This is a genomic window from Chromobacterium rhizoryzae (assembly GCF_020544465.1).
Taxonomy (GTDB): domain Bacteria; phylum Pseudomonadota; class Gammaproteobacteria; order Burkholderiales; family Chromobacteriaceae; genus Chromobacterium.
Genome location: NZ_CP066126.1, coordinates 495,640 through 521,680, shown reverse-complemented (window position 1 = coordinate 521,680; position 26,041 = coordinate 495,640). Strand labels below are relative to the sequence as shown.

The window sequence follows — 26,041 nt, the reverse complement described above, 5'->3', positions numbered from 1 at the left end:
AACCAGCAGTTTTCGCCCCGCCTATGGAATAGCGCGCACCATTCCCTCCCCTGCGCGACCAGACCGGCAAGACCGGCGCGCTCCGCCCCCGGCCCTCCTTGCCCAACAATATACAATTCACGCCAATATCTTGAAGTAAAGAGGGAAATCCCTAGTGAATACGGGTTTTTCGCAACGCAACAATTGGGCTACACTGGTGGACGTTTTTCCAATAATGACAGCTGCACGGACAATGACCACCACCACCCAAGCCCGTGTGCGGGAGATCCCGTACAACTACACCTCGTATTCCGACCGCGAAATCTTCATCCGCCTGCTGGGCGCGCCGATGTGGAAGCTGCTGGAAGAACTGCGCGCCGAACGCAAGACCGGCCGCTCCGCCCGCATGCTGTTCGAGGTCTTGGGCGATATCTGGGTGGTGGACCGCAACCCCTATCTGGTCGACGACCTGCTGGACAATCCCAAGCGGCTGGCCGCCTTGGTGGACGCGATGCGCCACCGGCTGGCCGAAGTGGAAAAACGCCGCGAAGGCAACGACAAGGTGGGCAAGATGCTGACGGCGGCCCGCGCCGCCGTCGAGCGCTTCGCCGAGCAATTCGAGGATACCCGCGAACTGCGCGCCAAGATCCTGAAGAAGCTGTCCCGGCTCACCCGCCGCGACAATATCCAGTTCGACGGCCTGTCCCGCGTCGCCCACGTCACCGACGCCACCGACTGGCGCGTCGAATACCCCTTCGTGGTGCTCAGCCCGGACAGCGAAGCCGAAATCGCGCCGCTGGTGCGCGCCTGTATCGAGCTGGGCCTGACCATCATTCCGCGCGGCGGCGGCACCGGCTACACCGGCGGCGCGGTGCCGCTGGATCGCATGAGCGCGGTGATCAACACCGAGAAGCTGGACCGCCATCTCGGCGTCGAACAGGTGGAACTGCCCGGCCTGGACGGCCCCCGCGCCACCATACAATGCGGCGCCGGCGTGGTCACCGCCCGCGTCGCCGAGGCCGCGGCGGCGGCCGGCCTGGTGTTCGCGGTGGACCCCACCTCGGCCGAGGCCTCCTGTATCGGCGGCAATATCGCGATGAACGCCGGCGGCAAGAAGGCGGTGCTGTGGGGCACCACGCTGGACAACCTCGCCAGCTGGAAAATGGTGGACGCCGACGGCCAATGGCAGTTCATCGAACGCCTGGGCCACAACTACGGCAAGATCCACGACGTCGACGTCGCCCGCTTCCGCGTCAGCCAACTCAAGGACGATGGCCAGACCGTGGTGTCCAGCCGTCAGCTGGACATCCCCGGCAGCGCCTTCCGCAAAGTGGGCCTGGGCAAGGACGTCACCGACAAATTCCTGGCCGGCCTGCCCGGCGTGCAGAAGGAAGGCTGCGACGGCATCATCACCAGCGCCCGCTTCGTGTTGCACCGCATGCCCAAGCACATCCGCACCGTCTGTCTGGAATTCTTCGGCACCGTGGCCGAGGCCACGCCGGCCATCGTCGAAATCACCGACCTGTTCAAACCCGGCGGCGCCGGCCTCGCCGCCGGCGTGCAGCTGGCCGGCCTAGAACACCTGGACTGGCGCTATGTGCGCGCGGTGTCCTATGTGACCAAGGCCAAGAGCAAGGGTCGGCCCAAGATGGTGCTGATCGCCGATCTGGTGTCGGACCACGAGGACGCGGCGGCGGAAGCCGCCAGCCAGGTGGTGCGGCTGGCCAACGCACGTCACGGCGAAGGCTTCATCGCCATCACCCCGGAAACGCGCAAGCGCTTCTGGCTGGACCGCAGCCGCACCGCCGCCATCGCCAAACACACCAACGCCTTCAAGATCAACGAAGACGTGGTGATCCCGCTGCCGCGGCTGGGCGATTACAGCGACGGCATCGAACGCATCAATATCGAACTGTCGATCCAAAACAAGCTGCGCTTGCTCGACACCCTGACCGAATATTTCCACGGCCGGCTGCCGGTGGACAAGCTGGACACCAATCTGCCGTCGGAAGAACTGATCGGCGACCGCCGCGCCTCGGCGCTGTCCCAGCTCGCCATCACCCGCGACCGCTGGCAATGGCTGTTGGAACACCTTGACCGACCCTTTCACGAATACCGCGAACGCTGGCCGCACGCGCCGCTGGAAGACGCCGCCGCCGCTCCGGATACCGTGTTCCACGCGCTGCGCGACCTGATCGTGCGCGTCAGCTGGAAGCGCGAAATGCAGGCCGAGCTGGAGCAGCTGTTCTCCGGCAACACCGACGGCCCCATCCTGGCCGCCATCCGCGCCATCCAGCAAAAAGTGCTGCGCAGCCGCGTCTTCGTCGCGCTGCACATGCACGCCGGCGACGGCAACGTTCACACCAACCTGCCGGTCAACTCCGACGATTACGAGATGCTGCAGACCGCGCACAAGGCGGTGGAGCGCATCATGGCGCTGGCGCGCGCGCTGGGCGGCGTGATCTCCGGCGAGCACGGCATCGGCATCACCAAGCTGGAATTCCTCAGCGAAGAAGAAATCGCCCCCTTCCGCGCCTACAAGCAGCAAGTGGACCCCAACGGCCACTTCAACCGCGGCAAGCTGCTGCCCGGCGCCGACCTGGCCATGGCCTACACCCCGTCCTTCTCCTTGTTGGGCGCGGAGTCGCTGATCCTGGAACAATCCGACATCGGCGCCATCAGCGACTCGATCAAAGACTGCCTGCGCTGCGGCAAGTGCAAGCCGGTGTGCTCCACCCATGTGCCGCGCGCCAATCTGCTGTACTCGCCGCGCAACAAAATCCTCGGCGTCGGCCTGCTGACCGAGGCCTTCCTCTACGAAGAGCAGACCCGCCGCGGCGTCAGCCTCAAACATTTCGAGGAATTGTCCGACGTCGCCGACCATTGCACGGTTTGCCACCGCTGCGTCAAACCCTGCCCGGTCAAGATCGACTTCGGCGATGTTTCGGTGGCGATGCGCAACTTCCTGCGCAAGACCGGCAACAAGAGCTTCAATCCCGGCACCGCCGTCGGCATGGCCTTTCTCACCGCCAAGGACCCGGCCACCATCAAAGCGCTGCGCACCGGCCTGGTCGGCGTCGCCTACAAGGCGCAGCGGCTGGGCAACGCGGTGGGCAAGCGCCTGGGACTGATAGGCTCCCAGACCCGGCAGCCGCCGGCCACCGTCGGCAAGGCCCCGGTCAAGGAGCAGGTGATCCACTTCATCAACAAGCCCATGCCCGGCGGCCTGCCCAAGAAAACCGCGCGCGCGCTGCTGGACGTGGAAGACGCCAGCATCGTGCCCATCATCCGCAACCCCAAGCTGTCGGAAGACGCGGAAGCGGTGTTCTACTTCCCCGGCTGCGGCTCGGAGCGCCTGTTCAGCCAGGTCGGCCTCGCCACCCAGGCCATGCTGTGGCATGTCGGCGCGCAGACCGTGCTGCCGCCCGGCTATCTGTGCTGCGGCTATCCGCAGACCAGCGCCGGCTATCAGGACAAGGGCGACGCCATCACCACCGAGAACCGGGTGCTGTTCCACCGCGTGGCCACCACGCTGAACTACCTGGACATCAAGACCGTGGTGGTCAGCTGCGGCACCTGCTACGACCAATTGTCGCAATACCGCTTCGAAGACATCTTCCCCGGCTGCCGCATCATCGACATCCATGAATACCTAATGGAGAAGGGCGTCAAGCTGGACGGCGTCGGCGGCCAGCAATACCTGTATCACGACCCCTGCCACACGCCGATGAAGGCCTATCAGCCGATGAAGGTGGTCAACGAGCTCTTGGGCGGCGGCGTGGCGCTGTCGGACCGCTGCTGCGGCGAATCCGGCACCTTCGCCGCCAGCCGGCCGGACATCGCCACCCAGGTGCGCTCGCGCAAGGAAGAGGAAATCAACAAGAACCTGCAGGCGCTGACCGGCGGCGCCAAGCCTGCCCAGCCGGTAAAGATCCTGACCTCCTGCCCGTCCTGCCTGCAAGGCTTGTCGCGCTACGGCCCGGACACCGGCACCGAGGCCGACTACATCGTGGTGGAAATCGCCAAGCATGTGCTGGGGCCGAACTGGTTGAAACAGTATGTGGATCAGGCGCGCGATGGCGGCATTGAGCGCGTGCTTCTATAAGGTTGGAGAACAATCCATGGGCAACAAAGCGTTGATCGTCATCGACGTGCAATACGGCCAGATCGAAGGCCAGCCCCGCGCCGGCCGCGCCGATGCCGTGCTGGCCAATCTCAACCGCGCCATCGCGCTGGCGCGCCGCCAAGACATGCCGGTGATTTTCATCCAGCACGACAGCGGCCCCGGCAGCGATCTGGCGCGCGACAGCGAGGCCTGGCAGCTGCATCCGGCGCTGGCGCGGCTGGACGGCGACGCCGTGGTGCACAAACGCTTCAGCGACAGCTTCCAGCGCACCGCGCTGACCGAGCTGCTGCGCGGCGGCGATGTCGACGAGCTGTGGCTGGCCGGTTCCGCCCCCGAGTTCTGCGTGGACAGCACGCTGCGCTCGGCGATGTCGCAGGAATACGCCGTCACCCTGATCGCAGACGCCCACACCTGCAAACCGCGGCCGCGGCTGAACGCGGAACAGGTGATCGATCACTTCAACTGGGTCTGGTCCAATCTGGACGAAACGCCCAAGCCCCTACGCGTGCGCAACATCGCCGAACTGGAAAGCGGCGCGGCCTAAACAAAAACCGCCGGGCACGCCCGGCGGTTTTTCTTTGCGGCTTCCGTTTTACTTCAACGGCGACGCGGCCGAGGCCTTGGCGGCCGCCTTCTTCTTGGCCGCGGCGGCGTCCTGACGGACTTCGCTGGTGGTCTTCAGCAAAGTGCCCTGAGCGTCATCGCCGTCCAAGGACCAGCTGAACACCCCGCCCAGCTGCTGTTGACGCACGTAATCCAGCTTGGTGCGGATGGTGGCGGGGTCGTCGTAGCTCCAGAACTCGTTGCCGTCGTAAGTCCACAGCTGCTTGCTGACCGGATGCACGAACTGCTTGGCGGAACGGCTCTTCAGCACCTTGTAGTCCTCGATGCCGGCTTCGTAAGTGCCTTTGCCTGCGCCGGTGGCCACCTGGTACAGACCATCGGCCTTGGGTCCGGCTGCCACGCCGGCCCAGCCGCGGCCATAGAACGGGATGCCCACGTTCAGCTTGGCCTTGGGCACGCCGCCCTTGACCAGAGTCTGGATCGAGTCGTCGACGTTGTAGTAGACGCGGTCGCCGGTCACCGGAGCCGCCGGATCGCGGAACAGATTGGACTGGAAGTTGGTCGGCCCCTTGGCGTCCCAGCCGCCATTGAAGTCGTAAGTCATCACATTGATCCAGTCCATATAGGCCGCGTACTTGGCCGGCTCGGTCTGGCGGATCTTGTCGACGCCGGAGCCAATCGCCGCGGTCAGGTAGTAGCGGCGCTTGTTCTGCGCAGTCAGCGCGTCCAGCTGGCTGCGGAATTCCGCCATCAGCAAGGTGAAGTTCTGCTTATCGTTGGGATCCACGCTATTGGTCGGCAGACCGCCGCCGCCCGGGTATTCCCAATCGATGTCGATGCCGTCGAACACGCCCTTGGCCGCGCCGGCGCCGCCGGCGTTCTCGCCCACCGGCAGATTGCCTTTCAGGTACAGATCGATGCAGGACGCGACCATGGTCTTGCGGCCGGCGTCGGTGGCGGCGAATTTGCCGAAATTCTTCGACCAGGTCCAGCCGCCCAGCGAAATCAGCACTTTCAGCGAAGGATTGGCCAGCTTCAGCTTGCGCAGCTGATTGAAGTTGCCGCGCAGCGGATCGCTCCAGGCATCGGCCTTGCCGTCCACCGACTCATTGGCGCCGAAGGATTTCTGGTAATCGGCCCAAGCGTCGCCGCCGTCGCCGTTGCCGTTCTCTGCACGGGTCACCATGCCGCACTTGCCGTCGGCGTAGACGTTGCCGAAGGCGTAGTTCAGGAAGGTCAGCTTCTTGTCGCCGCCGGCGTCCACCAGATTGCGCAGCTTGTAATTGCGGCCGTAAATGCTCCATTGCGCAAAATAAGAGCCGACATGACGGCCCACGGTCGGCGTCGGTTCCGGCGGCACGCCGGTGCCCGGTCCGGGGCCGGGATCGCCGCCGCCCGGCGTGCATTCGCCGGCAGGCCGCTCTTCCCACGGCCCCCATTGATCCGCGCCCGGCTGATTGTTCTGCGTCCACCACTTGGCGCGCCAGGTCTTGTTGGCGTACAAGGCGTAATCGCCGCCGTTATAGGTCTGCGCATTGCTCCACGCACTGCAGGCCGGCGCAGCGAACACCGCCGCGCTGCTCAACAACAAGCCAGCCCCCCCAAACAGCGCCGACAACGTCAACGAAAGTTTCGACATTCGGACCTCCTCAATTCTGTCAGTGATCACGGCAGCGTCATGCTGTCCCCGCTGCAACACCGCAAGCCGGCGTTTTAGTTCGGACATGTGGTATTACAGTGGTATCAGATTCGAGCAATCACTCCACTGCTGCCAACCCAAATTTCACCAACCTGTCCTTAATAACAGTTAAAACAGGTCAAAAGGATTGTCTTACGCCGACAAGGGCGCAGCTGTGGCTCAAAAATGCGGGAAAGTTCAGGCTTACGCGAATTTAGGCGAATTTATCGCGCAAATAGCCAAGAAAAGGAGATAAACAGCGCACTTGGCGATGTCTATTTTTTCAGTGAGAAAGCCACTTAAGCACAGGAGAAATGCCTGTTGGCAATTTGAGACAAAACTTCACAGCAAAAGCATGGGCTTCACAAAACCATGCCACTACAAAACCATTACGTTTTCAATCGCAGGCCAAACGCATGCCGCAACCGGCCAGAAACGCAAAGAGGAGGCCTTGGCCTCCTCCCGATACCCTGCCTGTAGCCGCAGAATCAAGCCGCTTTTTTCACCTGTGCTTTTTTGTGGTGATGCTTCTTAACGTGCTTCTTGGCGGCCTGGGCTTTCTGCGCGGCCGGAGCGGAAGCCGCTTTCTTGGCGTGCTTCTTGTGATGGTGTTTCTTGGCGTGATGCTTCTTGGCGTGCGCCGGAGCGGCGGCTTTGGCGGCCGGGCCGGAGGCGTCGGCGGCGAAGGCGGCGGCGGAAGTCAGGCCGATTACGGAAGCCAGGATCAGTGCGGTGATCTTTTTCATGATGTTTCTCCAAGTCTGCGACTTATCGGTTGTCAGGGCACCGTCCTGGTGCGTCCTTGAATTCATCATATGCAAGCCGCCTCGCCGCAGTCTGTGAGGCCTGTGTTAAATCATGTAACCGATCGTACAAGGCCTCAGCGCCGCGCCTCTCCACGCGAGCGGAGTCAAACCTTCTCAGACCGGCGCCGGCTCCTTGGCCGCCACCCGCGTCACCAGGATCTGATCGATCTTGTGATTATCGATGTCCACCACTTCGAACTTGTAGCCCGCGTATTGCACGCAATCGGTGCGGCGTGGAATCTTGCGCAGCATATACATCATGAAGCCGGCCACGGTTTCGTAGTTCTGATCGTCCGGCAATTCGTCGATCTCCAACACCCGCAGCACATCTTCCACCGGGGTGATGCCGTCCACCAGCCAGGAATTCTCGTCGCGTTTGACGATTTGCTCCTCCTGTCCCTGGCCCACCAGATCGCCCATCACCGTGGACATCACGTCATTGAGCGTGATCAGGCCGACGACAAAAGCGTATTCGTTCAAGATCACCGCGAAGTCCTCGCGCGTGCCCTTGAATTGATCCAGCGACTCCGACAAGGTCAAGGAGTCCGGAATCAGCAGCACCGTCTTCAACAAGCCGGGCTCCTTCAAGGAGATCGCCCGGCCGGCCAGCACCCGGCGCAGCAAATCCTTGGAATCGACGTAGCCGACCACATTGTCGATGCCGTTGTCGCAGACCAGAAACTTGGAATGCGGCTGCTCGGCCACCTTGGACTTGATGCTGTCCTCCGCTTCGTCCAGCGTGAAATAGATGATGCTCTCCCGCGGCGTCATCGACGACGGCACCAGCCGGCTTTCCAGCTCGAACACGTTCTCAATCACCTGATGTTCCTGCCGGTGCAGCACGCCGGCTTCCGCGCCGGCGTCCATCATCGCCGAGATATCGTCGCTGGTGATCTCGTCGCGCGGGCTGGTCGGCATGCCCACCAGCCGCAGCAGCAGGCCGGACAATTCGTTGAACAGCCACACCAGCGGCTTGAACAGCAACACCATGAACAGCATGGGCCGCACAATGCGCACCGCCACCGTCTCCGCGGCCACCATGCCCAGACGTTTGGGCGTCAAGTCGGCGAACAGGATGAACAGGCTGGTCACCAGCAGGAAGGACGAGAGAAAACCCAGGCTCTGAGCCAGATCCGGGGACAGGAAAAACCCCAATACGCGGGCGAAGAAGGGCGTGAACGCCGCCTCGCCGACAATGCCGCCCAGGATGGCCACCGCATTGACGCCTATCTGCACCACGGTGAAGAAATGTCCCGGATGCTCCTGCAAAGCCAGCACCTTGCCGGCATTGACGTTGCCCTCGTCCATCATCTGACGCAAGCGGATCTTGCGGGAAGCCGCCAGCGATATTTCCGACACCGAGAAAAAGGCGCTGGCCAGAATCAGCGCCAGAATAATCATCATATCCGTCATCAAGCTCTCCATTGTGCCCGCCGCTGCGCCTGAACACCGCACAGGCGACGGCATACGGCAGAAGGCATGATAAATAGTTCAAATCATAATTTCTGTAATGATAGCAGCGAACCGGGCTTTAGCCGAAGCCCGCGGCAACCGTTACAATAAGGTTTCCGCATTTCAAAAGGCCGCCATCATGGATTGTGAATTGTGCCAGGCCCCGGCCGGGCAAGTATTGCACGAAGACGATCATCTCAAAGTCCTGCTGGTGGACGAGGAAGGCTACCCCGGTTTCTGCCGCGTGATCTGGAAGGCCCACGTCAAGGAAATGACGGACCTGTCCGCCTGCGACCGCCTGCACCTGCTGGACTGGGTCCATGACGTGGAAGCCGCGCTGCTGCACTGCATGCAAGCCGACAAGATCAACCTGGCCAGCCTCGGCAATATGGTGCCCCACCTGCACTGGCACGTGATTCCCCGCTTCGCCGACGACGCTCATTTTCCCGCCCCGATCTGGGCCGCGGCCCGCCGCCAAAGCGCTCCGCGCGCCTGGCCGCAACTGGCGGAGCAGTTGCGCCGACAGCTCGCCGCCGCCCAGACTCATTGCTGGCTGGACTATCAAATCCAGGTGGACCAGGTTCCGGACGGGCTGGAAGGCGCCGATCTGGCCTGCTACCGCTTCTTCGCCGAATCCGGCCTGAGCTGGCCGGTCGACAGCGTGGACGCCGACGGCCGGCACTGGCTGGCCTTGCGCCGCTGCGGCCCGGACGGCACGGAACAAGTGGACAGCCTGCGCCTGGAGCCCGGCAGCTACCGGCTGCTGCCCTGCCCGCGTCCTTATCAGGCCGGACGGCTGCGCTAAGCGCCCGTCCTCGGCCATCCATCAAGAAAGAGGAATGCCATGCACCAAACCTTGATCTCCGCGGAACAGCTGGCGGCTCTGCCGACAGAACGCCTTGTGATTCTGGATTGCCGCTTCCGGCTGGAACAAGCGGATTATGGCTTGACCGCCTATGAGGCCGGCCACCTGCCGAACGCGCATTACCTGAACCTGGATTACCATCTTTCCGGCAGCAAGACCGGCGCCAACGGCCGCCATCCGCTGCCCGACGGCAGCCGCTTGGCGGTGGACCTTGGCGCGATCGGCATCACTCCGGACACCCAGGTGGTCGCCTACGACGACGCCGCCGGACAATACGCGGCCCGCGCCTGGTGGCTGTTGCGCTGGCTGGGACACTCCGCGGTCGCTGTGCTGGACGGCGGCGTCCAGGCCTGGACCCGGACCGGCCGCGCCCTCGACCAGCAAACGGCGGAACGCCGTCCCTGCCGTTTCTCGATCAAGCCCGCGCTGGAAGACACCGTCGACGCCGCCGCCGTGCTGAGCAATATCGAGCAGCCGGCCTTCACCGTGGTGGACGCCCGTTCCGCCGAGCGCTTCCGCGGTGAAGGCGAAACGCTGGATCCGGTGGGCGGCCATATTCCCGGCGCGGCCAACCGCTTCTTCATGCTCAACGTCGACGCCGACAACCGCTTCAAGCCGGCGGAACAGCTGCGCGCCGAATGGCAGGCGGCGCTCGGCGACCTCGATCCGGCGTCCATCGTTCATCAATGCGGCTCCGGCGTCACCGCCTGCCACAATCTGCTGGCGCTGCGCCACGCCGGCTTCGAAGGCAGCCGGCTCTACCCCGGCTCCTGGAGCGAATGGTGCAGCGACCCGGCAAGGCCGGTGGCGCGCTAGGCTCAGGCCAGCATCAGTTCCTGCAGCAAATCCTGGCCGAAGCGCCAATGCCCAAGGCGCGCGGCGCTGCCCAAGTGTCCATGCGCGCCGGCGTCCACCAAGGGACAGCCCCAGGCTTGCGCCATCGCCTCGGCCTCGGCCATGTCGCAGAACAAGTCGTCGCGGCTGGCCACCAGCAAGGCCGGCGCCGGCAAGCGCAGCGTCGGCGCGTTGAAGCCGGCGAAAGCGGGCAAGGGCGCGTCCTCCGGCAGTTCGCCGCTGGCGCGCGCCCGCGCCTCGCTGATGGGCAAGGCCGGCGGCGCCACCAGCAGCAGCCCTTGCAGCCGCTTCTGTTCGCGCAAGGACAAGGTCCGCAGCCAGGCCGCCGCCGCATGGCAGCCCAGGCTGTGCGCCGCCAGCATCCAGCGGCCCGGCACCTGCTCCAACGTGCGCCGGATGCCTTCCACCCAGGCCTCGCACTCCGGGTACAGCCAATCGTCCTGCTCCACCCGGCGCGCCAAGGGGTAGCAGCGCTCCCAACTGGTCTGCCAATGCTCAGCGCCGGAATTGCCCCAGCCCGGCACCGTGATCAAGGTGACGTCGTCCTCGTCCAACATCACAGGCTCCGTTCGTAATCGACGATCAGCGGCGCATGGTCGGAAAACTTCTCGTCCTTGTATACCGAGGCCTTGCGCGCCAGCTCCATCAGCGACGGGGTCACGATGTGATAATCGATGCGCCAGCCCACGTCCTTGGCGTAAGCCTGGCCGCGGTTGCTCCACCAGGTGTAGCCCGGCGTGTCCGGGTACAGGCGGCGCCAGGCGTCGCACCAGCCCACGCGGCCCAGCAAGTCCGTCATCCAGGCGCGCTCTTCCGGCAGGAAACCGGAGTTCTTCAGATTGCCTTTCCAGTTCTTCAGATCGATCTCGTTGTGGGCGATATTCCAGTCGCCGCAGATCACGATGTCGCGGCCGGCCGCGCGCAGCGTTTCCAGATGCGGCATGAACACGTCGAGAAAATCGAATTTCACTTGCTGGCGTTCATCGCTGCTGGAGCCCGACGGCAGATACAGCGAAATCACGCTGAGATTGCCGAAATCCAGTTGCAAAAAGCGGCCTTCGGCGTCGATCCAGTCGACGCCCAGCCCCTCCACCACCGCATCCGGTTGATGACGGGTATACAGGCCTACGCCGCTGTAGCCCTTTTTTTCCGCGTAATGGAAATAGCCGGTCATCCCATCCGGCTGGCGCATGCGCTCGGACAGGTCGCCGGCCTGGGCCTTCAGTTCCTGCACGCAGACGAAGTCGGCGTCTATGCCGGCCAACCAGTCGAAAAAGCCTTTTTTATCGGCGGAGCGGATGCCGTTCAGATTGGCGGAAACGATTCGAAGCAAAGGACTCTCCCGTGATATGCTTGCCGGCAATTTTTTCAGCCGTTCAAACAGTTAACAGTTAATAAGGAGTAATGATGAGCGATTTCCGTCAGGATTTTATTCGTTTTGCGCTCGACAAGCAGGTTTTGAAGTTTGGCGAGTTCATCACCAAGGCCGGCCGCAAGTCTCCCTACTTCTTCAACGCCGGCCTGTTCAACGACGGTCTGTCCACTTTGCACTTGTCGCGCTTCTACGCCAAGTCGATACTGGAAAGCGGCGTGCAATTCGACATGTTGTTCGGCCCGGCCTATAAAGGCATCATCCTGGCCGCCGGCGCCTGTATGGCGATGGCGGAACAAGGTCGCAACGTGCCCTTCGCCTACAACCGCAAGGAAGCCAAGGACCACGGCGAAGGCGGCACCCTGGTGGGCGCCCCGCTGCAAGGCAAGGTCCTGATCATCGACGATGTGATCTCCGCCGGCACCTCGGTGCGCGAATCGGTGCAGCTGATCCGCGCCGCCGGCGCCGAACCGGCCGGGGTGGCCATCGCGCTGGACCGCATGGAACGCGGCAGCGGCGAATTGTCGGCGGTGCAGGAAGTGGCCCAGCAACATGGCCTGCCGGTCATCGCCATCGCCACGCTGAAAGATTTGCTCAGCTTCCTGGAACACAGCCCGGAACTGGCGGCGCACCTGGACGCGGTGCGCGCCTACCGGGCGCAATACGGAGTCAACGACTGATGAAACCGCTTGCCGGACTCGCGCTGCTGATACTGGGAACCGCCGTCTGCGCCGGCGGCCTCTACAAGTGGGTGGACGAATCCGGCAAGGTGCATTACAGCGACTCCCCGCCGCTGCAAAGCCAGCAGCAGGGCGTCGCCGAGCTGTCCAAGCAGGGCGCCGTCACCAAACCGGCGGAAAGCCCCGCCGCCCGCCAGGCGCGCGAAGCCGCCGAGGCCGCGCAAAAACAACGCGACGCCCAGCAATTGGAAAACACCCGCCGCGACAACGCGCTGGTGGAAAGCTACGCCAACCTGCAGCAACTGCAGGCCGAGCGCGCCAAACAGCAGGCCGTGCTGCAAAGCGCGCTGGACGCGCTGCAACAGCGCTCTCGCGGCCTGACGCTGCAAATTCAAGGCATTCAGCAAGACATTGCGCAAAGCCGGCGCAACAAACAAGCCCCTCCGCAAAACAGTCAGCGCAATCTGAACGTGCTACAGGCGGAGCAAGCCGAACTGGCCAGGCAAATCGCCGCCAAGCAGCAAGAGCTGGCCGCCTTCCGCCAAAAGACTCAGAACGACCTCAACCGCTACCGGCAATTGCGCGGCGGCTAACTACTGCCCGCCGTCCTTGCGCTGCCAAGCCTCGTTCAAGGCCTTGGTGGCCGCCTCGCTGGTCTGCGCCGCCGCGGCCTGAGCCGACTTGGCCGCCTCCAGTTCCGCCGTGGCGCCGCTCAAGCCCGCCTGAGCCTCGCTCAGTCGCTGCTCCGCCTTGAGCTTGTCGGACTCGGCCTGCGTCAAACGCGCGTCCGCCTTCTGCTGCGCGCCGCGCACTTGCTGGTAGTACATCTGCGCCGCCAGCAACTGTTCGTCCGCCGTCTGCGCCACAGCCAAGGCAGGCAAGGCCAGGGCGGCCAAGGCCGCGACGATTCCGTTTACCCTCATCACACAGCTCCCGTTTTCGGTGTCGATGCGCAAGCTTAACGCGGCGGCGGGGTTTTGGCTAAATCCGGCTGGGGCGCCGCGGCCGTCCCGGCCGGTTCGATCGCCTGCGAAGGCCGCGACAGCAAGTACAGCAAGACGCTCAATTCGATCGCCCCCACCAGCCACGGCACCCAGTGCGGAGGCCGCGCCAGCAACAAGGCGGCGAAACCCGCACCCATGCCCATGGCGGCGAAGCACTTGGCCTTGACCGGCACCACGCGGTGCTCGCGCCAGCGGCGCAGGCCCGGCCCGTAACGCGGATGCGCGAGCAGCCGCTGCTCCAGCCGCGGAGAGGACTTGCTGAAGCAAGCCAAGGCCAAAATCAGAAAAATCGTGGTCGGCATCACTGGCAGCAAGGCGCCGATGACGCCCAAGGCCAGCATCGCCACGCCGGCGCACAGGTATAGCCAGCGCACCGCGGGGTGCCGCAAACGCTGACTCAAGCGTACACCTGGTCCAGATGGCTGTTCATGCAGGCGAAAGCGGCCACCGCGCCGGCAGTGACGCGTTGCTCGGCCGCCTCGTCCAGCTGCAGACCGTCCAGCGCCGCGGTGAACGCGCGCCAGTGGCGGGCGCGGCCGTCCGGGTGGCCGGCCAGATGGCGGGCGCCGCAATGCTCGTCCAGGCCCAGTTTGCCGGCCAGCTTGTACAGAATGGCCGCGCCCAGTTTGGAACCTTCCACCACGTAGAGCCAACCCATCGCGCTGGCCACATCCAGCGTGCTGCTGATCGGCGCTTCGCGCAATTCCGGCAGCGGGCGGTCCAGATCACGCAGATCGGCGGCGATGCTGTCGTAACGGCGGCGCTCGGCCAGGTCCGGGAACAGGCGGGCCAGCTCGGGATTGTCGTACAGCGCGTCGGCGTCGCGCAGGAAGCGGTATTGCGCCAGCAGGAAGCGCGCATAGTTTTCACGGGTGGCGAACGGCTGATTCGCCATGATGCGCTGGTCCAGCGCGTCGTGGGTTTCGTGGGTGCGGGCCTTCAAGTCCTGAGTGCGGGTTTTCTCGACAACGGTAGTCATGCTCTGTGTTTCCTGTTTGATGCGATCCCGGCGCCTGCGCGCGGCGGCGCGGACGTCGGGAAGAGGCGAATAACTCGCCATTATAATGCGAATGATTCTTACAATCATTATCAAATTTACCACGACAAAGACATGTCCGCGAGAAAGACCCGGGAAAACCGGCAAACGCTAAAGCAGAGGGAAACAAGGGAAGCGAGAGAAAACAAAAAGGCCAGTTCTCGCGAACTGGCCTGATTGCTATATATTTGGTGGGTCGTGCGGGATTCGAACCTGCGACCAACGGATTAAAAGTCCGCTGCTCTACCAGCTGAGCTAACGACCCGATCCTGGGCGCTAAGAGTTTGTCGTGGTGGGTCGTGCGGGATTCGAACCTGCGACCAACGGATTAAAAGTCCGCTGCTCTACCAGCTGAGCTAACGACCCCCAACAAAACTCTTGGCAATTTCCGGTATCGGAAACTGGTGGGTCGTGCGGGATTCGAACCTGCGACCAACGGATTAAAAGTCCGCTGCTCTACCAGCTGAGCTAACGACCCAAGAGAGAGCGCAACTATAATGAAACAGTTCAGGGTCGTCAACGGGTTTTTGCATTTTTTTTCATGACAATGACAGCGGCACGGGCGGAAAAGCCCGCTTGAAACGGGAACCGAAGCGCCGCGATATCATCTAAGCCCGAACGATAATTCCAGACCGGCCTTGAAAGCCGCCAAGCCATACCCATGTGTACAACAAGGGATCAGGTTTACGCGTCCGCCGCCTGATCGCGAAACCCACTTACCGGATTCAGTTGCCCATGCGCACCTTCCTCATCCTGCTGTTGCTGTACCCCTTCGCTGAAATCGCCGCCCTGGTGGCGCTGGCGGACCACTTCGGCGGGCTCGCCGTCTTCGTTTTCGTCGTGCTGTCTTCGCTGCTGGGCTTGTGGATGTTGCGCAACCAGCAGATCGGTGCCTTGTTCACCCTGGGCAGCGTGATGCGCCAGGGCGACCGCGTATCGCTGTATTCCTTGCTCTGGCCGCTGCGTTATTTGCTGGCCGGCGTGCTGTTCCTGATACCAGGCGTCATCAGCGACCTGGCCGCCGTACTATTGCTGCTGCCTTTCAAAGGCCCCAGCATTGCCGTCAACGCTCGCGCGGCGACCGGACCCGGAGCCGCCGCCGACCCCGACATCATCGATGGAGAATATACCCGGGTGGACAAAACCACGCCGCCCGACCGGCGCCTTCACTGAAAGTCCAGCCGCCGCAGCGCGTCTTCCTCGGTGATCTCGCACTGAAGCAAGACCACCTTGTGCCGGCTCTTGTCGCCGGACAGCAGTTGAACGTCGCGCTTGGCCACGGCGAAGCGCTGCGCCAGCCAGGCCAACAGCGCGGCATTGGCCTTGCCGTCCACCGGCGGCGCCGCCAAACGTATTTTCAGGCAGTCGCCGTGTTCGCCCGCCGCCTCGGTTTTCCTGGCGCCGGGCTGCACATGCAGCGTCAGACGGACAGCGCCGTTGCGGCAATCCAGCCAAGGTTTCATGATTTTTTCCCGCAAAACGGGAGAGTGTAGTCCAAAAGCCGCCGCGCCGGCGTCAGCCGACGGGAGGCTTCCGCTCTCCCTTCACTTATGAGGATATCGCGATGGATATTGGAATCAACGAACAAGACCGCCAGGAAATCGCTCATGGCTTGTCCCGCCTGCTGGCCGACACCTACACCCTGTATCTGAAAACCCACAACTTCCACTGGAACGTCACCGGGCCGATGTTCAACACCCTGCACCTGATGTTCGAAACCCAGTACAACGAACTGGCGCTGGCGGTGGACGCCGTGGCTGAACGCATCCGCGCGCTGGGCCACCACGCGCCGGGCAGCTATGCCGACTACGCCAAGCTGACCGCGATCCAGGAAGCCGCCGGCGCCCCGCCCAAGGCCGAGGAGATGATCCGCCAGCTGGTGGACGGCCATGAAACCGTATGTCGCACCGCGCGCAGCATTTTCGCCGTGGTGGAACGCGCCGCCGACGAGCCCAGCGCCGACCTGCTGACCCAGCGTCTGCAAGTTCACGAGAAAACCGCCTGGATGCTGCGCAGCCTGCTGGAAAAATAATACGCCCGCACGCTTGATGCATCGCCACGCCGCGCTCAGCGCGGCGTTTTTACTGGCCGCCGTGCTACACTTTCAGCTGCGCCCGGTTCCGCCTGCGGCGAACTCCGCTTACCCGGTGAAAGCCAACACAACAGCCATCCATGTCCACTAGTCCGCTCTCGCCCTCGACTTCCAGCGCCACCATGCTGCCGCTGGGCTTGACGCTGCTCGCTTCGCTGCTGGTCCATGCGCTGTTGTTCAGCCTGGAGATTCGTCCACGCTCCAGCCCGCCCGCGCCCGTCTCCGCCCAGATCATCAATGTGCAGTTGAACCAGACGCCCAGCCGCCAGACGCCCAAAACCCGCCGGCTGGCGGAGCAGAACAATCTGGGGGCCGGCAATAGCGCTCAAAGCGACAAGCTGGCCAGCCATCGCGCGAAGCCGGTCGCCGCACCGGCGGAGCCCGGTACGCCCGAACCCGCCGACGCGTCGCCACGGCAACAAACCATGGCCCGGCCGCCTGAGGCCGGCAAAAAACCGGCGCTGCCGGCCGCGCAGTCCGGCACGGTCGGACATGTCAGCGCCGGCAGCCTGCTGGCCCAGGTCGGCGACTTGAGCCGGCAGTTGGGCGACAGCGGCCTGACCGACAAGGAGCAGGAAAGCGGCGGCAAACAGGGCAAGCTGGCCGAAAGCGCCCGCGGCTACCCCTGGGCCCGCTACCAGGAAGACTGGCGGCTGAAAGTGGAGCGCATCGGCAACCTCAACTACCCGGAAGCCGCCCGCCGCCAGAACATTCACGGCGCCGTGACGCTGGAAGTGCTGATTGCAGCCGACGGCGGCCTGCGCGACGTGCGCGTGCTGCGCAGCTCCGGCTTCGACGTGCTGGACGAAGCCGCGCGCCGCATCGTGGAACTGGCCGCGCCCTACGCGCCGTTCCCGGCCTCGCTCGCGGAGCAATCCAGCTCGCAACGCATCCGCCAGAAATTCGTTTTCACTCGCGACAATCAACTGTCCAGTCGCTGACACATCATCAAGGAATCTCCATGTACGAAGTCAATCGCAGCATCGCCCTGATCCGCCCCCTCGCCCCCTTCCACGCCTGGCTGCAATCCTTGCCCGGCGGCTTGGACGAGGAAATCTCGCTGCAGCACCTGGGCCAGGACTGCAACGCGCTGCTGATCCCGGCGGCGGAAGATTACGCCGACGCCCAAGCCTTTGTTTTCGAGCGTTACCAGCAATTATTCGCAGCCGAGCTGTCCGACTGGTGCGACGACGACAGCCTGTGGCCGGAAGAGCTGTCGCTGGAACTGTTCCAGCAATGGTTCTCGCTGGAAATCCATTCCATCGTCACCGACCTGGTGGACGAGGCGCTGGAGCGCGAGGCCTTCGTGCCGCTGGAACTGGGCGAATAACATGGGCGCCGCGGCGTCGCCGTCCATGGCGGCGCAGCGCGCCATCACGAGCAAAGGGGAAAACACCATCATGCAGCACAATACCAAGATCAAAGTGCGCGGCTATCATCTGGACCTGTACGGCCATGTCAACAACGCCCGCTATCTGGAGTTTCTGGAGGAGGCGCGCTGGAACTACTTCGAGAGCCGCGGCGACCTGCCTTGGTTCCTGCAATCCGGCCTGGCGCTGGTGGTCGTCAACATCAATATCGATTACCGCTACCCGGCCACCATGGGCGACGAGCTGCAAATCGACACCGGCGTCAAATCGATAGGCACCCGCAGCGCGGTGATGCATCAACGCGTCACCCTGGTCGGCAGCGGCAAGCTGGTGGCCGAGGCCGACGTCACTTTCGCGGTGTTTGACGCCAAACAAGGCAAGGCGGTGGCGCTGGACGGCAAGCTGAAGGAACTACTGGAACAAATGCTGGCCGAACAGGCTTGATCGCCATGGCATGAACCGTCCGGGCCGCGCCCGGACCTTACCGCAGGATAAGGAAATGAAGAAAGGTCTGCTCGCGCTGCTGGGCATCGCGCTGGTCGCCGTCGTCGCCTATATGACGCTGTTCGCCGGCTCGCCGGCGCCCCAGGTCAACTACACCTCGCTCAGCGGCCAGACCGCCAGCACCGAATCGCTGAAGGGCAAGGTGGTGCTGGTCAATTTCTGGGCCACCAGCTGCCCGGGCTGCGTTGAGGAAATGCCGGAAATCAAGAAAATGCATCAGGAGTTCGCCGGCAAGGGCTATGAAACCATCGCGGTGGCGCTGAGCTACGATCCGCCCAATTACGTGAAGAGCTTCGTGGACAAATACCAGCTGCCCTTCTTCGTGGCGCTGGACGGCAATGGCGAGATCGCCAAGGCCTTCGGCGACATCCAATTGGCGCCGACCACCTTCCTGATCGACAAACAGGGCAAGATCATCAAGCGCTACGTCGGCGTGATGGACTTCAAGGAAGTACGCAAGCTGGTGCAGCAGCATCTGTGATGCCCGCTCGCCCCGGCAAAACCAACGCCCCGGTCAAACGGGGCGTTTTTCATCGCGCGGCGCACACCGCGCAAGCGGGATCCCGCGGCACCTTGATCTGGCGGAACTCTCCGCTCAGCCCGTCATACAGAGTCAGCCGGCCCAAACGCGGCGCAATGCCGGCCAAGAGCTTGACCGCCTCCACTGCCTGCAAGCTGCCTATCACCCCCACCAGCGGCGACAGCACGCCGAAAGTCGCGCACGGCCCGTCGCCGGCCTCGCCCTCGTCCGGAAACAGACAGTGATAGCAGGGAGACGCCGCGTCGCGCGGATCGAACACCGCCAGCTGGCCGGCGAAACGCACCGCGGCGCCGGACACCAGCGGTGTGCCGGCGGTGACGCAGGCGCGGTTCACCGCGTGACGGGTGGCGAAATTGTCGCTGCAGTCCAGCACCAGATCATGGCCGGCCGCCAACTCCTCCAGGGCCGCCTGGTCCAGCCGCCGCGCCAGCGGCCGCGCATCCACCTCCGGGTTGATGCGGCGCATTCTCTCGACGGCGGACTCGGCCTTCAAACGCCCCAGGCTATCGCTGTCGTGAACGATCTGACGCTGCAGATTGGACAGCTCCACCACATCGTCGTCGGCGATGCTGATATGCCCTACTCCAGCGCTGGCCAGGTACAGCGCCACCGGCGAGCCCAATCCGCCGGCGCCGACGATCAGCGCGCGCGCCCGGTTTAGCCGCTGTTGGCCGGCAATGTCGATTTCCGGCAGCAGAATGTGCCGGCTGTAGCGCAATAGCGCCTCGTCGTTGAGTTCAATCATGATTGCTAGCCTAATCCGAACGCCGCCACCGCGCCATCACCCAAAGCATAAGGCCAGCCGTATCCGGGCTGGCCTTATGCTCAAAGTCTGCTGCGCTTCAGCTATACGGCGTTGAAAATACCTTCAGAATGCTCATGTACCGTATGTACGTTCCGCTTCTTCAGCCATTTTCGCCTTGTCTCGCTCTTGCTCGCGAGACTTTGAACGGTTCTAACGGAAACGCGGACTTATTCTTCCACCGTCTTGCGGGCGAACTTGATGCCCAACTGCTTGAGTTTGCGGTACAGGTGGGTGCGCTCCAGGCCCACCTTCTGCGCCACCCGGCTCATATTGCCGTTCTCCAGCGAGATATGGTACTCGAAATAACGGCGCTCCAACTGCTCGCGCAGTTCGCGTAGCGGCATATTGAAGTCGAAACCGGACTCTTCCACCGGCTTCTCGTGGCGGAACTGCGCCAGCACCTTATTGACCTCGCCGGCGTCCACTTCATCCGACTCCGACGTCAGCGCCAGGCTCTTGATGATGCTGCGCAGCTGCTCAAGGTTGCCCGGCCAGTCGTACTGACGCAGCGCATTGAGCGCGGCGGTGGTCAGCTTGCGGGCCGGCACCTGCTTGGACTCCACCAGCTCGGTCAGGATCTGCTCGGCGATGAAGATGATGTCTTCGGAATGCTCGCGCAGCGGCGGAATCGGCACGATCACGCTGGACAAGGCCGTCAGCAGGCGGTTGTCGCACTCGGGATCCACCAACAGTTCCTGCAACGGGCGGCTGCAGGAACACAACAGCCGCACATTGAAGCGGTCCAGCTTGGACAGCAGGAACAGCAGCCCTTGTTGCACGCGGCGGCCGTACTGGCCGATCTCCGGCAGGAACAAGACGCCGTTATTGGCTTTTTGCAGCAGCTCCAGCGGGGCGTCCGCCAATTGCTCCTGCTTGGCCGGCGTCACCCACGGGGTGTTGCCCTGATGGAAGAAGCGCGCCACCAGTTCGAAGCCGGAACCCGGTTCGCCGGTCAGCAGCACCGGCGACTTGACCTTGGCCACGCGTTCCAACTGCCGCTTCAGCTCCTGGATCGGCTCGCTGCGGCCGAGCTTGTCCAGATTGAGCGAGGTGTTGGCCTGCATATCGCCGTATTTCAGCGCCCGCTGCACCGTGGTCAGCAGCTTTTGCAGCGCGATCGGCTTCTCCAGGAAGTCGAAAGCGCCGATGCGAGTCGCCTCTACCGCGGTGTCTATGCTGGCGTGACCGGACATCATCACCACCGGCATGTTCAGCTGACCGGACTTGGCCCATTCCTTGAGCAAAGTCACGCCGTCGCAATCCGGCATCCAAATGTCCAGCAACACCAACGCCGGACGCGTCTGGTTGCGCAACTGTCTGGCTACCTCGGCGTTTTCCGCCAGCGCGACGGTGTACCCCTCATCCTGCAGTATCTCGGAGAGCAATTCACGGATACCGATCTCGTCGTCAACAATCAAAATATCGCTGCTACGCATTAGGCCTCCAGCAATGGCAGGGAGAGAAGGATGCGCGCGCCATTCGGTTCGAGATTACCCACTTTGATCTGCCCGTGATGGTCTTCAAGAATCTTCTTGACCACCGCCAGGCCAAGACCGGTACCTTTGGTCTTGCTGGTCACATAGGGTTCGAACACGCGTTGCAGGATCTCCGGAGCAAAGCCCGGACCGTTATCCTCCACGCAAACGAGCGCATAGCCTTCTTCTTTTCGGCTGCTAATTTGAATCATCGGGATGTCAACGTCAAGGACCGCATCTTGCGCGTTCTGAATCAGGTTATGTAAAACCTGCCGCAACAATGCCGCATCCGCCATGATCATCAACGGCCTTTCATCAAGCGCCATCTTAACAGCAGAGTTGGATTCGTAAAGAGCCATCACCTCCCGCACCACTTGATTCAGGTCCAATTCGGTCAACTTGGTGCGCGGCGCGCGCGCGTAATCGCGGAAAGCGTCCACCATGGCCTTGAGCGCGCCCACCTGCTTGATGATAGTGTCGGTGGAGCGTCGCAGCATGTCGGCGTCGGCGCCGGCCAGCTTGTCCTGCAGCTTCATCGCCAGCCGTTCCGCCGATAGCTGGATAGGCGTCAACGGGTTGCGGATCTCATGCGCCAGCCGCTTGGCCACCTCGCCCCAGGCCGCGTCGCGCTGGGCCCGCGCCAGTTCGGTGATATCGTCGAACACCACCACATAGCCCACCGCAGACGCCTCCGGCAAATGGGCGCCGCGCACCAGCAAGGTGCGCTCGCCCTGCACCGTCAAATAGTTAAGCTGGGTTTTCCAGTCGCTGTCGCTGTTCTTGGACGCGTACTCCAGCACGCACTCCACCAGCGGCGCCACCGCCGGAATCGAGGTGGCCCAGTGCGGGAAATCCTGATCCGACACCTCGGCGAAATCCACGCCCAGAATGCGCGAGGCGCTGGTATTGGCGGCGCGCAGCTGCCAATCGGCGCCGAAGGCGATCACCCCGGCGCTCAGGTTGGCCAGAATGCTTTCCAGGTAAAGTTTGCTGCTTTCCAGTTCGCTGCGGCTGAGGTCCGCGGCGTGGCGCGCGTCCTCAAGCTGCTGCGTCATCCGGTTGAACAAGGTGGTCAGCATGCCCAGCTCGTCGCGCCGGTATACCGGGTGGCGCTTGGAAAAGTCGCCCTGCGCCACGGCCCGGGTGCCGGCGGCCAGCTCGGACAAGGGCGCCGACAGGCGCTCTGACAGGAATAAGGCGAAGGCCAGCGCCGCGGTCAACGCCAGCAGCGCGGACAGCGCCAGCGTCAGCATGTAGAAGGTGGTCAGGCCCTCGCGGCCCAAGAGCAGCTGGCGGTACTCCGCGCGCGCGGTCTCGATCTGCTCCGCGTCCTGGGCGATACGGCCGGGAGCGGATTGCAGGGCCTGCAACACGCGTTGCTGGCTGTCCAGATTGCGGTAAATCAGCAGCGATTTCAGCACCAGGCCGCTGCCGCCGTCGTTCTCGAAGCTGTCCAGCGTCTGGCGCGGTTTGAGCTTGCCTATGCTCTCGCGCGACAGCGGAGGAGGCACTCGCTCGCTGAGTCCGCCGGCGAAGGCCAGCAGCTGACCGCTGCGGCTATAGACAGCAAGCTCGCGCAATCCCAGTTGCTCGCGCAAGCGCTCCAGCCGCGCCGGCAGCAGGCCTTCCGGCAAGGACTCGATATCGTCCTGCACCGAACGCGTGCGGCGCCCCAGGTCTTCCTGCACGTACTGCAGCGAGTTGCGCGCCAAGCCCAGGCTGCGGTCCAGCGCCGACTCAACGCGGACGTCGAACCAGCTTTCGATGCTGCGGGTCAGGAACTGGGCGGAAACGGTGAACACCAGGATGCCCGGCACCAGGGCCACCACCGCGAACATCATCACCAGCTTCTGAGTCAGCTTGGCGCCGAACACCCGTTGCCGCACCCGCTGACGCAGGCGCAGCAGCTGCCGTGCCACCACGCCCAGCAACGTGGCGAGCAGGAGGCCGTTCAGGCCGAACACCCACCAGTAGTATTCGTTGAGTTTGGATGCGTTGCCGGTGGCCAAGGCCAGCAGATAAAGCAGGATGGCGCCCAGCGTCGCCAGCGCAATCACCGCGTAACGCATCAGCCGCCGTCCTTCACGTCCAGCTTGACCCAGTCGGACGACAGCGACCAGTCCGACGAGCCCAGCGCGTTCAATTGAAAGGGCTTGGGCAGTTCGCCGATGTCCAGCAACAGCCGCACCTGGCCGGCTACGCGCCCCGAGGCGCGCGGGTCCAGGGTGCCGGAATTGAGCACGCGCCAGCCCTGGATAGCGCCCACTGCGCCCAGCGCTTCGCGCAAGGTGGGGTAGTAGCTGGAGAGATTGCCGATGGTGACGCGGTAGCGATTGGTCAAGGACTGATAGGACAGCTTGAAGCCCAACTGGGCGTGCGGATCGAACCACTCGCTGAAATTCAGATAGTAAGCGGTCAAACGCGGCTTGGTCAGCTGGAACTCCAGCCGGAACGGCAGCACCACGCCCTGTTCCAGCGCGTCGCTGAGACTGGGCGTCAAGCGCGTCTGAAACCGGGTGCTGACGGACAACTGGCCGTCCGCCGTCACCTCGGCCTCAGCCCGACGCGAGCTGATGGTTTCGGCCTGCGCCGCCATGGCGAGACCGGCCAGCAAGCACAGCAGCAGGCTAACGTTTTTCAAGCAACGCGTAATAAAAGCCGTCATGACGCTCACAAGGAAGCAACTGCTCCTGTCTCAGGCACGCGGCATCCGCATGGCGATTCAGAAAGGAGTCTAGCTGTTGCTGATTCTCTTCGGGGAAAATGGAGCACGTAGCGTAAAGCATTTTGCCGCCCGAGGCGAGCAAAGGCCACAGCGCGTCGGCCATGGCGGCCTGCTGCACGCCCAGCGCGGCGAAATCGCCGGGGCGGCGCAGCCACTTGATGTCCGGATGGCGACGCACCACGCCGCTGGCGGAACAGGGCACGTCGGCGAGGATGCGGTCGAAGGGCCGGCCATCCCACCAGCCGTCCGGCTGGCCGGCGTCGGCCGCATGCAGCCGCGCGGTCGCGCCGATGCGCTCCAGATTGTCGGCCACGCGCTGCAGCCGCTGTTCGTCGATGTCCAGCGCGGTCACTTCGACATCGGCGCTCTCCAGAATATGGCCGGTCTTGCCGCCGGGGGCCGCACAAGCGTCCAGCACCCTTTGGCCGGCGCGCAGGTCCAGCCAGTGCGCGGCCTGCTGCGCGCCCCAATCCTGCACCGAGACTTCGCCGTCGGCGAAGCCCGGCAAGTCTCGCACATTAACCGGCCGCGCCAGCGTGATCGAGCCGCCGTCCAAAGCCTCGCCGTCCAGCCCGGCGGCGCGCAGCCGCTCCAGATAGGCCGCGGCGTCGCCATGGCGGCGATTGACGCGCAAAGTCATCGGCGGATGGCCGTTGTCGGCGTCCAGCACGGCTTGCCAGGCGTCCGGATAGGCGCGCTGCAAGCCCTTGATCCACCATAGCGGGTGGTTGAAGCTGGCCTCTATGTCCTTTTCCGCCGCGCGTTCCAAGGCGGCGCGCTGGCGCAGGAAGTTGCGCAGCACCCCGTTGACCAGGCCCTTGAAATTGCCCTTGGCCAGCCGGCTGGCCAGGGTCACCGCCTCGTTCACCACCGCGTACTCGGCGGCGCGGGTGTGCGAGAGCTGATAGAAGGCCACGATCAGCACCCGCTCCAGCACCGGCTCGGGCAAGGGCTTGGCCACCAGTTGGCGCAGGTAGAAACGCAGCCGCGCCAAGTGGCGCAGGCTGCCGTAGGCCAGATCCTGCAAAGCGCCGCGCTCGGACGGCGTCAACTCCGGCGCCTTGCGTTGAGCCTCGGCCAAGGCCTCGGTCAGATTGGTTCCGGATTCGACGCGCAACAGAATATTGGCGGCCAATTGCTGAATATGATGCATGGGTGCTTTCTATCAAACCATAACAAACAGGCCAATGCCCTCCGGCATTGGCCTTGCGCGATCAAGGCGGCGCGCGGCCGCCCGACGCTCTTCAATTAATATACGCCGCGCGCCATCGCTTGCAGCCGTTCGATGCGGTCCGCGGTCTGCGGATGGGTGCGGAACAGATCGCCCATCCCGCCGCCGCCGGACAAGGGGTTGATGATCATCATCTGCGCGGTTTCCGGGTGCGCCTCGGCGGTGGGCATCACAATGCCCTGCGCATAGTACTCGATCTTCTGCAAGGCGGAGGCCAAGGCCAGCGGGTCGCCGGAAATCTCGGCGCCGCCGCGGTCGGCCTCGAATTCGCGCGCGCGGGAAATCGCCATCTGTATCAGGCTGGCCGCCAGCGGCGCCAGCAGGGCAATGGCCAGACGCGGCAGCCAGCCCACCGGCTGGCCGTTTTCGTCGCGGCCGCCAAAGAACATGGCGAAGTTGGCCAGCGCGGATATCGCGCCGGCCATGGTGGCGGAAATAGTGGAGATCAAGGTGTCGCGGTGCTGGACGTGGGCCAGTTCGTGCGCCATCACCCCGCGCAGCTCGCGATAGTCCAACATGCGCATGATGCCGCTGGTGGCGGCCACCGCCGCGTGCTCGGGACTGCGGCCGGTGGCGAAGGCGTTGGGCTGCTCTTCGTGAATCACGTAGACGCGCGGCATAGGCAGGCCGGCGCGCTGCGCCAGTTCCGCCACCATGCCGTAGAATTCCGGCGCGCTCTGGGCGTCCACCTCCTGCGCGTTGTACATGCGCAGCACCATCTGGTCGGAATTCCACCAAGCGTACACATTCATCGCCCCGCCGAACAGCAAGGCCAGAATCATGCCGCTTTTGCCGCCTATCATGCCGCCGATCACGGCGAACAGCGCCAGAATCGCCGCCATCAGCAAGGTGGTCTTGAACCAGTTGTCCGTCATTGCCGC

Annotated in this window: 27 protein-coding genes and 3 tRNA genes; 12 read left to right on the top strand and 18 right to left on the bottom strand. The window is 63.7% G+C overall.

Annotation, left to right across the window (positions count from 1 at the left end):
• The first annotated feature begins 232 nt into the window (after positions 1 to 232).
• Both JC616_RS02340 and JC616_RS02335 read left to right on the top strand, forming a co-directional pair.
• Positions 233 to 4,084 (top strand): DUF3683 domain-containing protein, encoded by a 3,852-nt coding sequence (locus JC616_RS02340; RefSeq protein WP_227106544.1) that lies wholly within the window; start codon positions 233 to 235, stop codon positions 4,082 to 4,084.
• A 16-nt stretch (positions 4,085 to 4,100) separates the two neighbouring features.
• Complete coding sequence (locus JC616_RS02335; protein ID WP_227106543.1) at positions 4,101 to 4,649, top strand: cysteine hydrolase family protein; 549 nt, start codon at positions 4,101 to 4,103, stop codon at positions 4,647 to 4,649.
• Between the two features lie 48 nt (positions 4,650 to 4,697).
• Here JC616_RS02335 and JC616_RS02330 read toward each other — a convergent pair whose 3' ends face one another.
• From JC616_RS02330 to JC616_RS02315, 3 genes are all read right to left on the bottom strand, one after another.
• Positions 4,698 to 6,308: a glycosyl hydrolase family 18 protein gene (locus JC616_RS02330; protein WP_319792915.1), complete on the bottom strand. Its 1,611-nt coding sequence runs from the start codon at positions 6,306 to 6,308 to the stop codon at positions 4,698 to 4,700.
• Between the two features lie 527 nt (positions 6,309 to 6,835).
• Positions 6,836 to 7,093 carry an acid-shock protein gene (locus JC616_RS02320; RefSeq protein WP_107797890.1) on the bottom strand — a complete coding sequence of 86 codons (258 nt, stop codon included), beginning with the start codon at positions 7,091 to 7,093 and terminating at the stop codon, positions 6,836 to 6,838.
• A 174-nt stretch (positions 7,094 to 7,267) separates the two neighbouring features.
• A complete protein-coding gene (locus JC616_RS02315) occupies positions 7,268 to 8,566 on the bottom strand; it encodes a hemolysin family protein (RefSeq protein WP_227106541.1) in 1,299 nt (432 codons plus the stop codon).
• A gap of 178 nt (positions 8,567 to 8,744) precedes the next feature.
• On the opposite strand from JC616_RS02315, the gene JC616_RS24550 reads away from it, so the two are divergent.
• Both JC616_RS24550 and JC616_RS02305 read left to right on the top strand, forming a co-directional pair.
• On the top strand, positions 8,745 to 9,410 hold the full coding sequence (locus JC616_RS24550) for an HIT family protein (RefSeq protein ID WP_319792914.1): 666 nt from the start codon (positions 8,745 to 8,747) through the stop codon (positions 9,408 to 9,410).
• 39 nt (positions 9,411 to 9,449) lie between these two features.
• On the top strand, positions 9,450 to 10,286 hold the full coding sequence (locus JC616_RS02305; protein ID WP_227106539.1) for a sulfurtransferase: 837 nt from the start codon (positions 9,450 to 9,452) through the stop codon (positions 10,284 to 10,286).
• 2 nt (positions 10,287 to 10,288) lie between these two features.
• Here the strand turns inward: JC616_RS02305 and JC616_RS02300 are convergent, their stop codons facing one another.
• Positions 10,289 to 10,882 carry an RBBP9/YdeN family alpha/beta hydrolase gene (locus JC616_RS02300; RefSeq protein ID WP_227106537.1) on the bottom strand — a complete coding sequence of 198 codons (594 nt, stop codon included), beginning with the start codon at positions 10,880 to 10,882 and terminating at the stop codon, positions 10,289 to 10,291.
• A complete protein-coding gene (locus JC616_RS02295; protein ID WP_107797886.1) occupies positions 10,882 to 11,658 on the bottom strand; it encodes an exodeoxyribonuclease III in 777 nt (258 codons plus the stop codon). The genes JC616_RS02300 and JC616_RS02295 overlap by 1 nt, the downstream gene beginning before the upstream one ends.
• 74 nt (positions 11,659 to 11,732) lie before the next feature.
• Between JC616_RS02295 and pyrE the strand changes: the two genes are divergently transcribed.
• Both pyrE and JC616_RS02285 read left to right on the top strand, forming a co-directional pair.
• The gene (gene pyrE, locus JC616_RS02290) at positions 11,733 to 12,377 is read left to right on the top strand and encodes an orotate phosphoribosyltransferase (RefSeq protein WP_227106535.1); all 645 of its coding nucleotides are present in this window, start codon (positions 11,733 to 11,735) and stop codon (positions 12,375 to 12,377) included.
• A complete protein-coding gene (locus tag JC616_RS02285; protein WP_227106533.1) occupies positions 12,377 to 12,970 on the top strand; it encodes a DUF4124 domain-containing protein in 594 nt (197 codons plus the stop codon). Before pyrE ends, JC616_RS02285 begins: the two co-directional genes overlap by 1 nt.
• Here JC616_RS02285 and JC616_RS02280 read toward each other — a convergent pair whose 3' ends face one another.
• From JC616_RS02280 to JC616_RS02255, 6 genes are all read right to left on the bottom strand, one after another.
• Complete coding sequence (locus tag JC616_RS02280) at positions 12,971 to 13,300, bottom strand: hypothetical protein (protein ID WP_227106531.1); 330 nt, start codon at positions 13,298 to 13,300, stop codon at positions 12,971 to 12,973. It lies immediately after the preceding gene.
• A 35-nt stretch (positions 13,301 to 13,335) separates the two neighbouring features.
• Positions 13,336 to 13,782 (bottom strand): YbaN family protein, encoded by a 447-nt coding sequence (locus JC616_RS02275; RefSeq protein WP_199225783.1) that lies wholly within the window; start codon positions 13,780 to 13,782, stop codon positions 13,336 to 13,338.
• The gene (locus JC616_RS02270; protein WP_227106529.1) at positions 13,779 to 14,360 is read right to left on the bottom strand and encodes a biliverdin-producing heme oxygenase; all 582 of its coding nucleotides are present in this window, start codon (positions 14,358 to 14,360) and stop codon (positions 13,779 to 13,781) included. Before JC616_RS02270 ends, JC616_RS02275 begins: the two co-directional genes overlap by 4 nt.
• A gap of 246 nt (positions 14,361 to 14,606) precedes the next feature.
• A tRNA-Lys gene (locus JC616_RS02265) sits at positions 14,607 to 14,682 on the bottom strand.
• A gap of 25 nt (positions 14,683 to 14,707) precedes the next feature.
• Positions 14,708 to 14,783 (bottom strand) — tRNA-Lys (locus tag JC616_RS02260).
• A gap of 36 nt (positions 14,784 to 14,819) precedes the next feature.
• Positions 14,820 to 14,895: transfer RNA gene (locus tag JC616_RS02255), tRNA-Lys, on the bottom strand.
• Between the two features lie 257 nt (positions 14,896 to 15,152).
• On the opposite strand from JC616_RS02255, the gene JC616_RS02250 reads away from it, so the two are divergent.
• Positions 15,153 to 15,590: an FxsA family protein gene (locus JC616_RS02250; RefSeq protein ID WP_107797881.1), complete on the top strand. Its 438-nt coding sequence runs from the start codon at positions 15,153 to 15,155 to the stop codon at positions 15,588 to 15,590.
• Here JC616_RS02250 and JC616_RS02245 read toward each other — a convergent pair.
• Positions 15,584 to 15,880, bottom strand: coding sequence for a DUF167 domain-containing protein (locus tag JC616_RS02245; protein ID WP_107797880.1), 297 nt, complete (start codon positions 15,878 to 15,880; stop codon positions 15,584 to 15,586). The genes JC616_RS02250 and JC616_RS02245 overlap by 7 nt on opposite strands.
• Before the next feature lie 101 nt (positions 15,881 to 15,981).
• Between JC616_RS02245 and JC616_RS02240 the strand changes: the two genes are divergently transcribed.
• The 5 genes from JC616_RS02240 (at position 15,982) to JC616_RS02220 (ending at position 18,864) form a co-directional block, all read left to right on the top strand.
• Positions 15,982 to 16,449 carry a Dps family protein gene (locus JC616_RS02240; protein WP_107797879.1) on the top strand — a complete coding sequence of 156 codons (468 nt, stop codon included), beginning with the start codon at positions 15,982 to 15,984 and terminating at the stop codon, positions 16,447 to 16,449.
• Positions 16,450 to 16,589: 140 nt separating this feature from the next.
• Positions 16,590 to 17,450, top strand: coding sequence for an energy transducer TonB (locus JC616_RS02235; protein WP_227106527.1), 861 nt, complete (start codon positions 16,590 to 16,592; stop codon positions 17,448 to 17,450).
• Between the two features lie 20 nt (positions 17,451 to 17,470).
• Positions 17,471 to 17,839 carry a VacJ gene (locus tag JC616_RS02230; protein WP_107797877.1) on the top strand — a complete coding sequence of 123 codons (369 nt, stop codon included), beginning with the start codon at positions 17,471 to 17,473 and terminating at the stop codon, positions 17,837 to 17,839.
• A 70-nt stretch (positions 17,840 to 17,909) separates the two neighbouring features.
• Entirely contained in the window at positions 17,910 to 18,323 is a 414-nt protein-coding gene (locus JC616_RS02225; RefSeq protein WP_107801583.1) for an acyl-CoA thioesterase, read from the top strand.
• A gap of 55 nt (positions 18,324 to 18,378) precedes the next feature.
• Complete coding sequence (locus JC616_RS02220; RefSeq protein WP_107797876.1) at positions 18,379 to 18,864, top strand: TlpA disulfide reductase family protein; 486 nt, start codon at positions 18,379 to 18,381, stop codon at positions 18,862 to 18,864.
• Positions 18,865 to 18,913: 49 nt separating this feature from the next.
• Here JC616_RS02220 and JC616_RS02215 read toward each other — a convergent pair whose 3' ends face one another.
• From JC616_RS02215 to htpX, 6 genes are all read right to left on the bottom strand, one after another.
• Positions 18,914 to 19,669: a HesA/MoeB/ThiF family protein gene (locus JC616_RS02215; protein ID WP_227106524.1), complete on the bottom strand. Its 756-nt coding sequence runs from the start codon at positions 19,667 to 19,669 to the stop codon at positions 18,914 to 18,916.
• 227 nt (positions 19,670 to 19,896) lie between these two features.
• The gene (locus JC616_RS02210; RefSeq protein ID WP_019100015.1) at positions 19,897 to 21,165 is read right to left on the bottom strand and encodes a sigma-54-dependent transcriptional regulator; all 1,269 of its coding nucleotides are present in this window, start codon (positions 21,163 to 21,165) and stop codon (positions 19,897 to 19,899) included.
• Positions 21,165 to 23,273, bottom strand: coding sequence for a sensor histidine kinase (locus tag JC616_RS02205; RefSeq protein ID WP_107797874.1), 2,109 nt, complete (start codon positions 23,271 to 23,273; stop codon positions 21,165 to 21,167). The genes JC616_RS02210 and JC616_RS02205 overlap by 1 nt, the downstream gene beginning before the upstream one ends.
• Positions 23,273 to 23,845 (bottom strand): DUF4390 domain-containing protein, encoded by a 573-nt coding sequence (locus JC616_RS02200; RefSeq protein ID WP_227106522.1) that lies wholly within the window; start codon positions 23,843 to 23,845, stop codon positions 23,273 to 23,275. Before JC616_RS02200 ends, JC616_RS02205 begins: the two co-directional genes overlap by 1 nt.
• Positions 23,832 to 25,082 carry a 16S rRNA (cytosine(967)-C(5))-methyltransferase RsmB gene (rsmB, locus tag JC616_RS02195; protein ID WP_227106520.1) on the bottom strand — a complete coding sequence of 417 codons (1,251 nt, stop codon included), beginning with the start codon at positions 25,080 to 25,082 and terminating at the stop codon, positions 23,832 to 23,834. Before rsmB ends, JC616_RS02200 begins: the two co-directional genes overlap by 14 nt.
• 95 nt (positions 25,083 to 25,177) lie before the next feature.
• A complete protein-coding gene (htpX, locus tag JC616_RS02190) occupies positions 25,178 to 26,035 on the bottom strand; it encodes a zinc metalloprotease HtpX (RefSeq protein ID WP_227106518.1) in 858 nt (285 codons plus the stop codon).
• Positions 26,036 to 26,041: the final 6 nt, after the last annotated feature.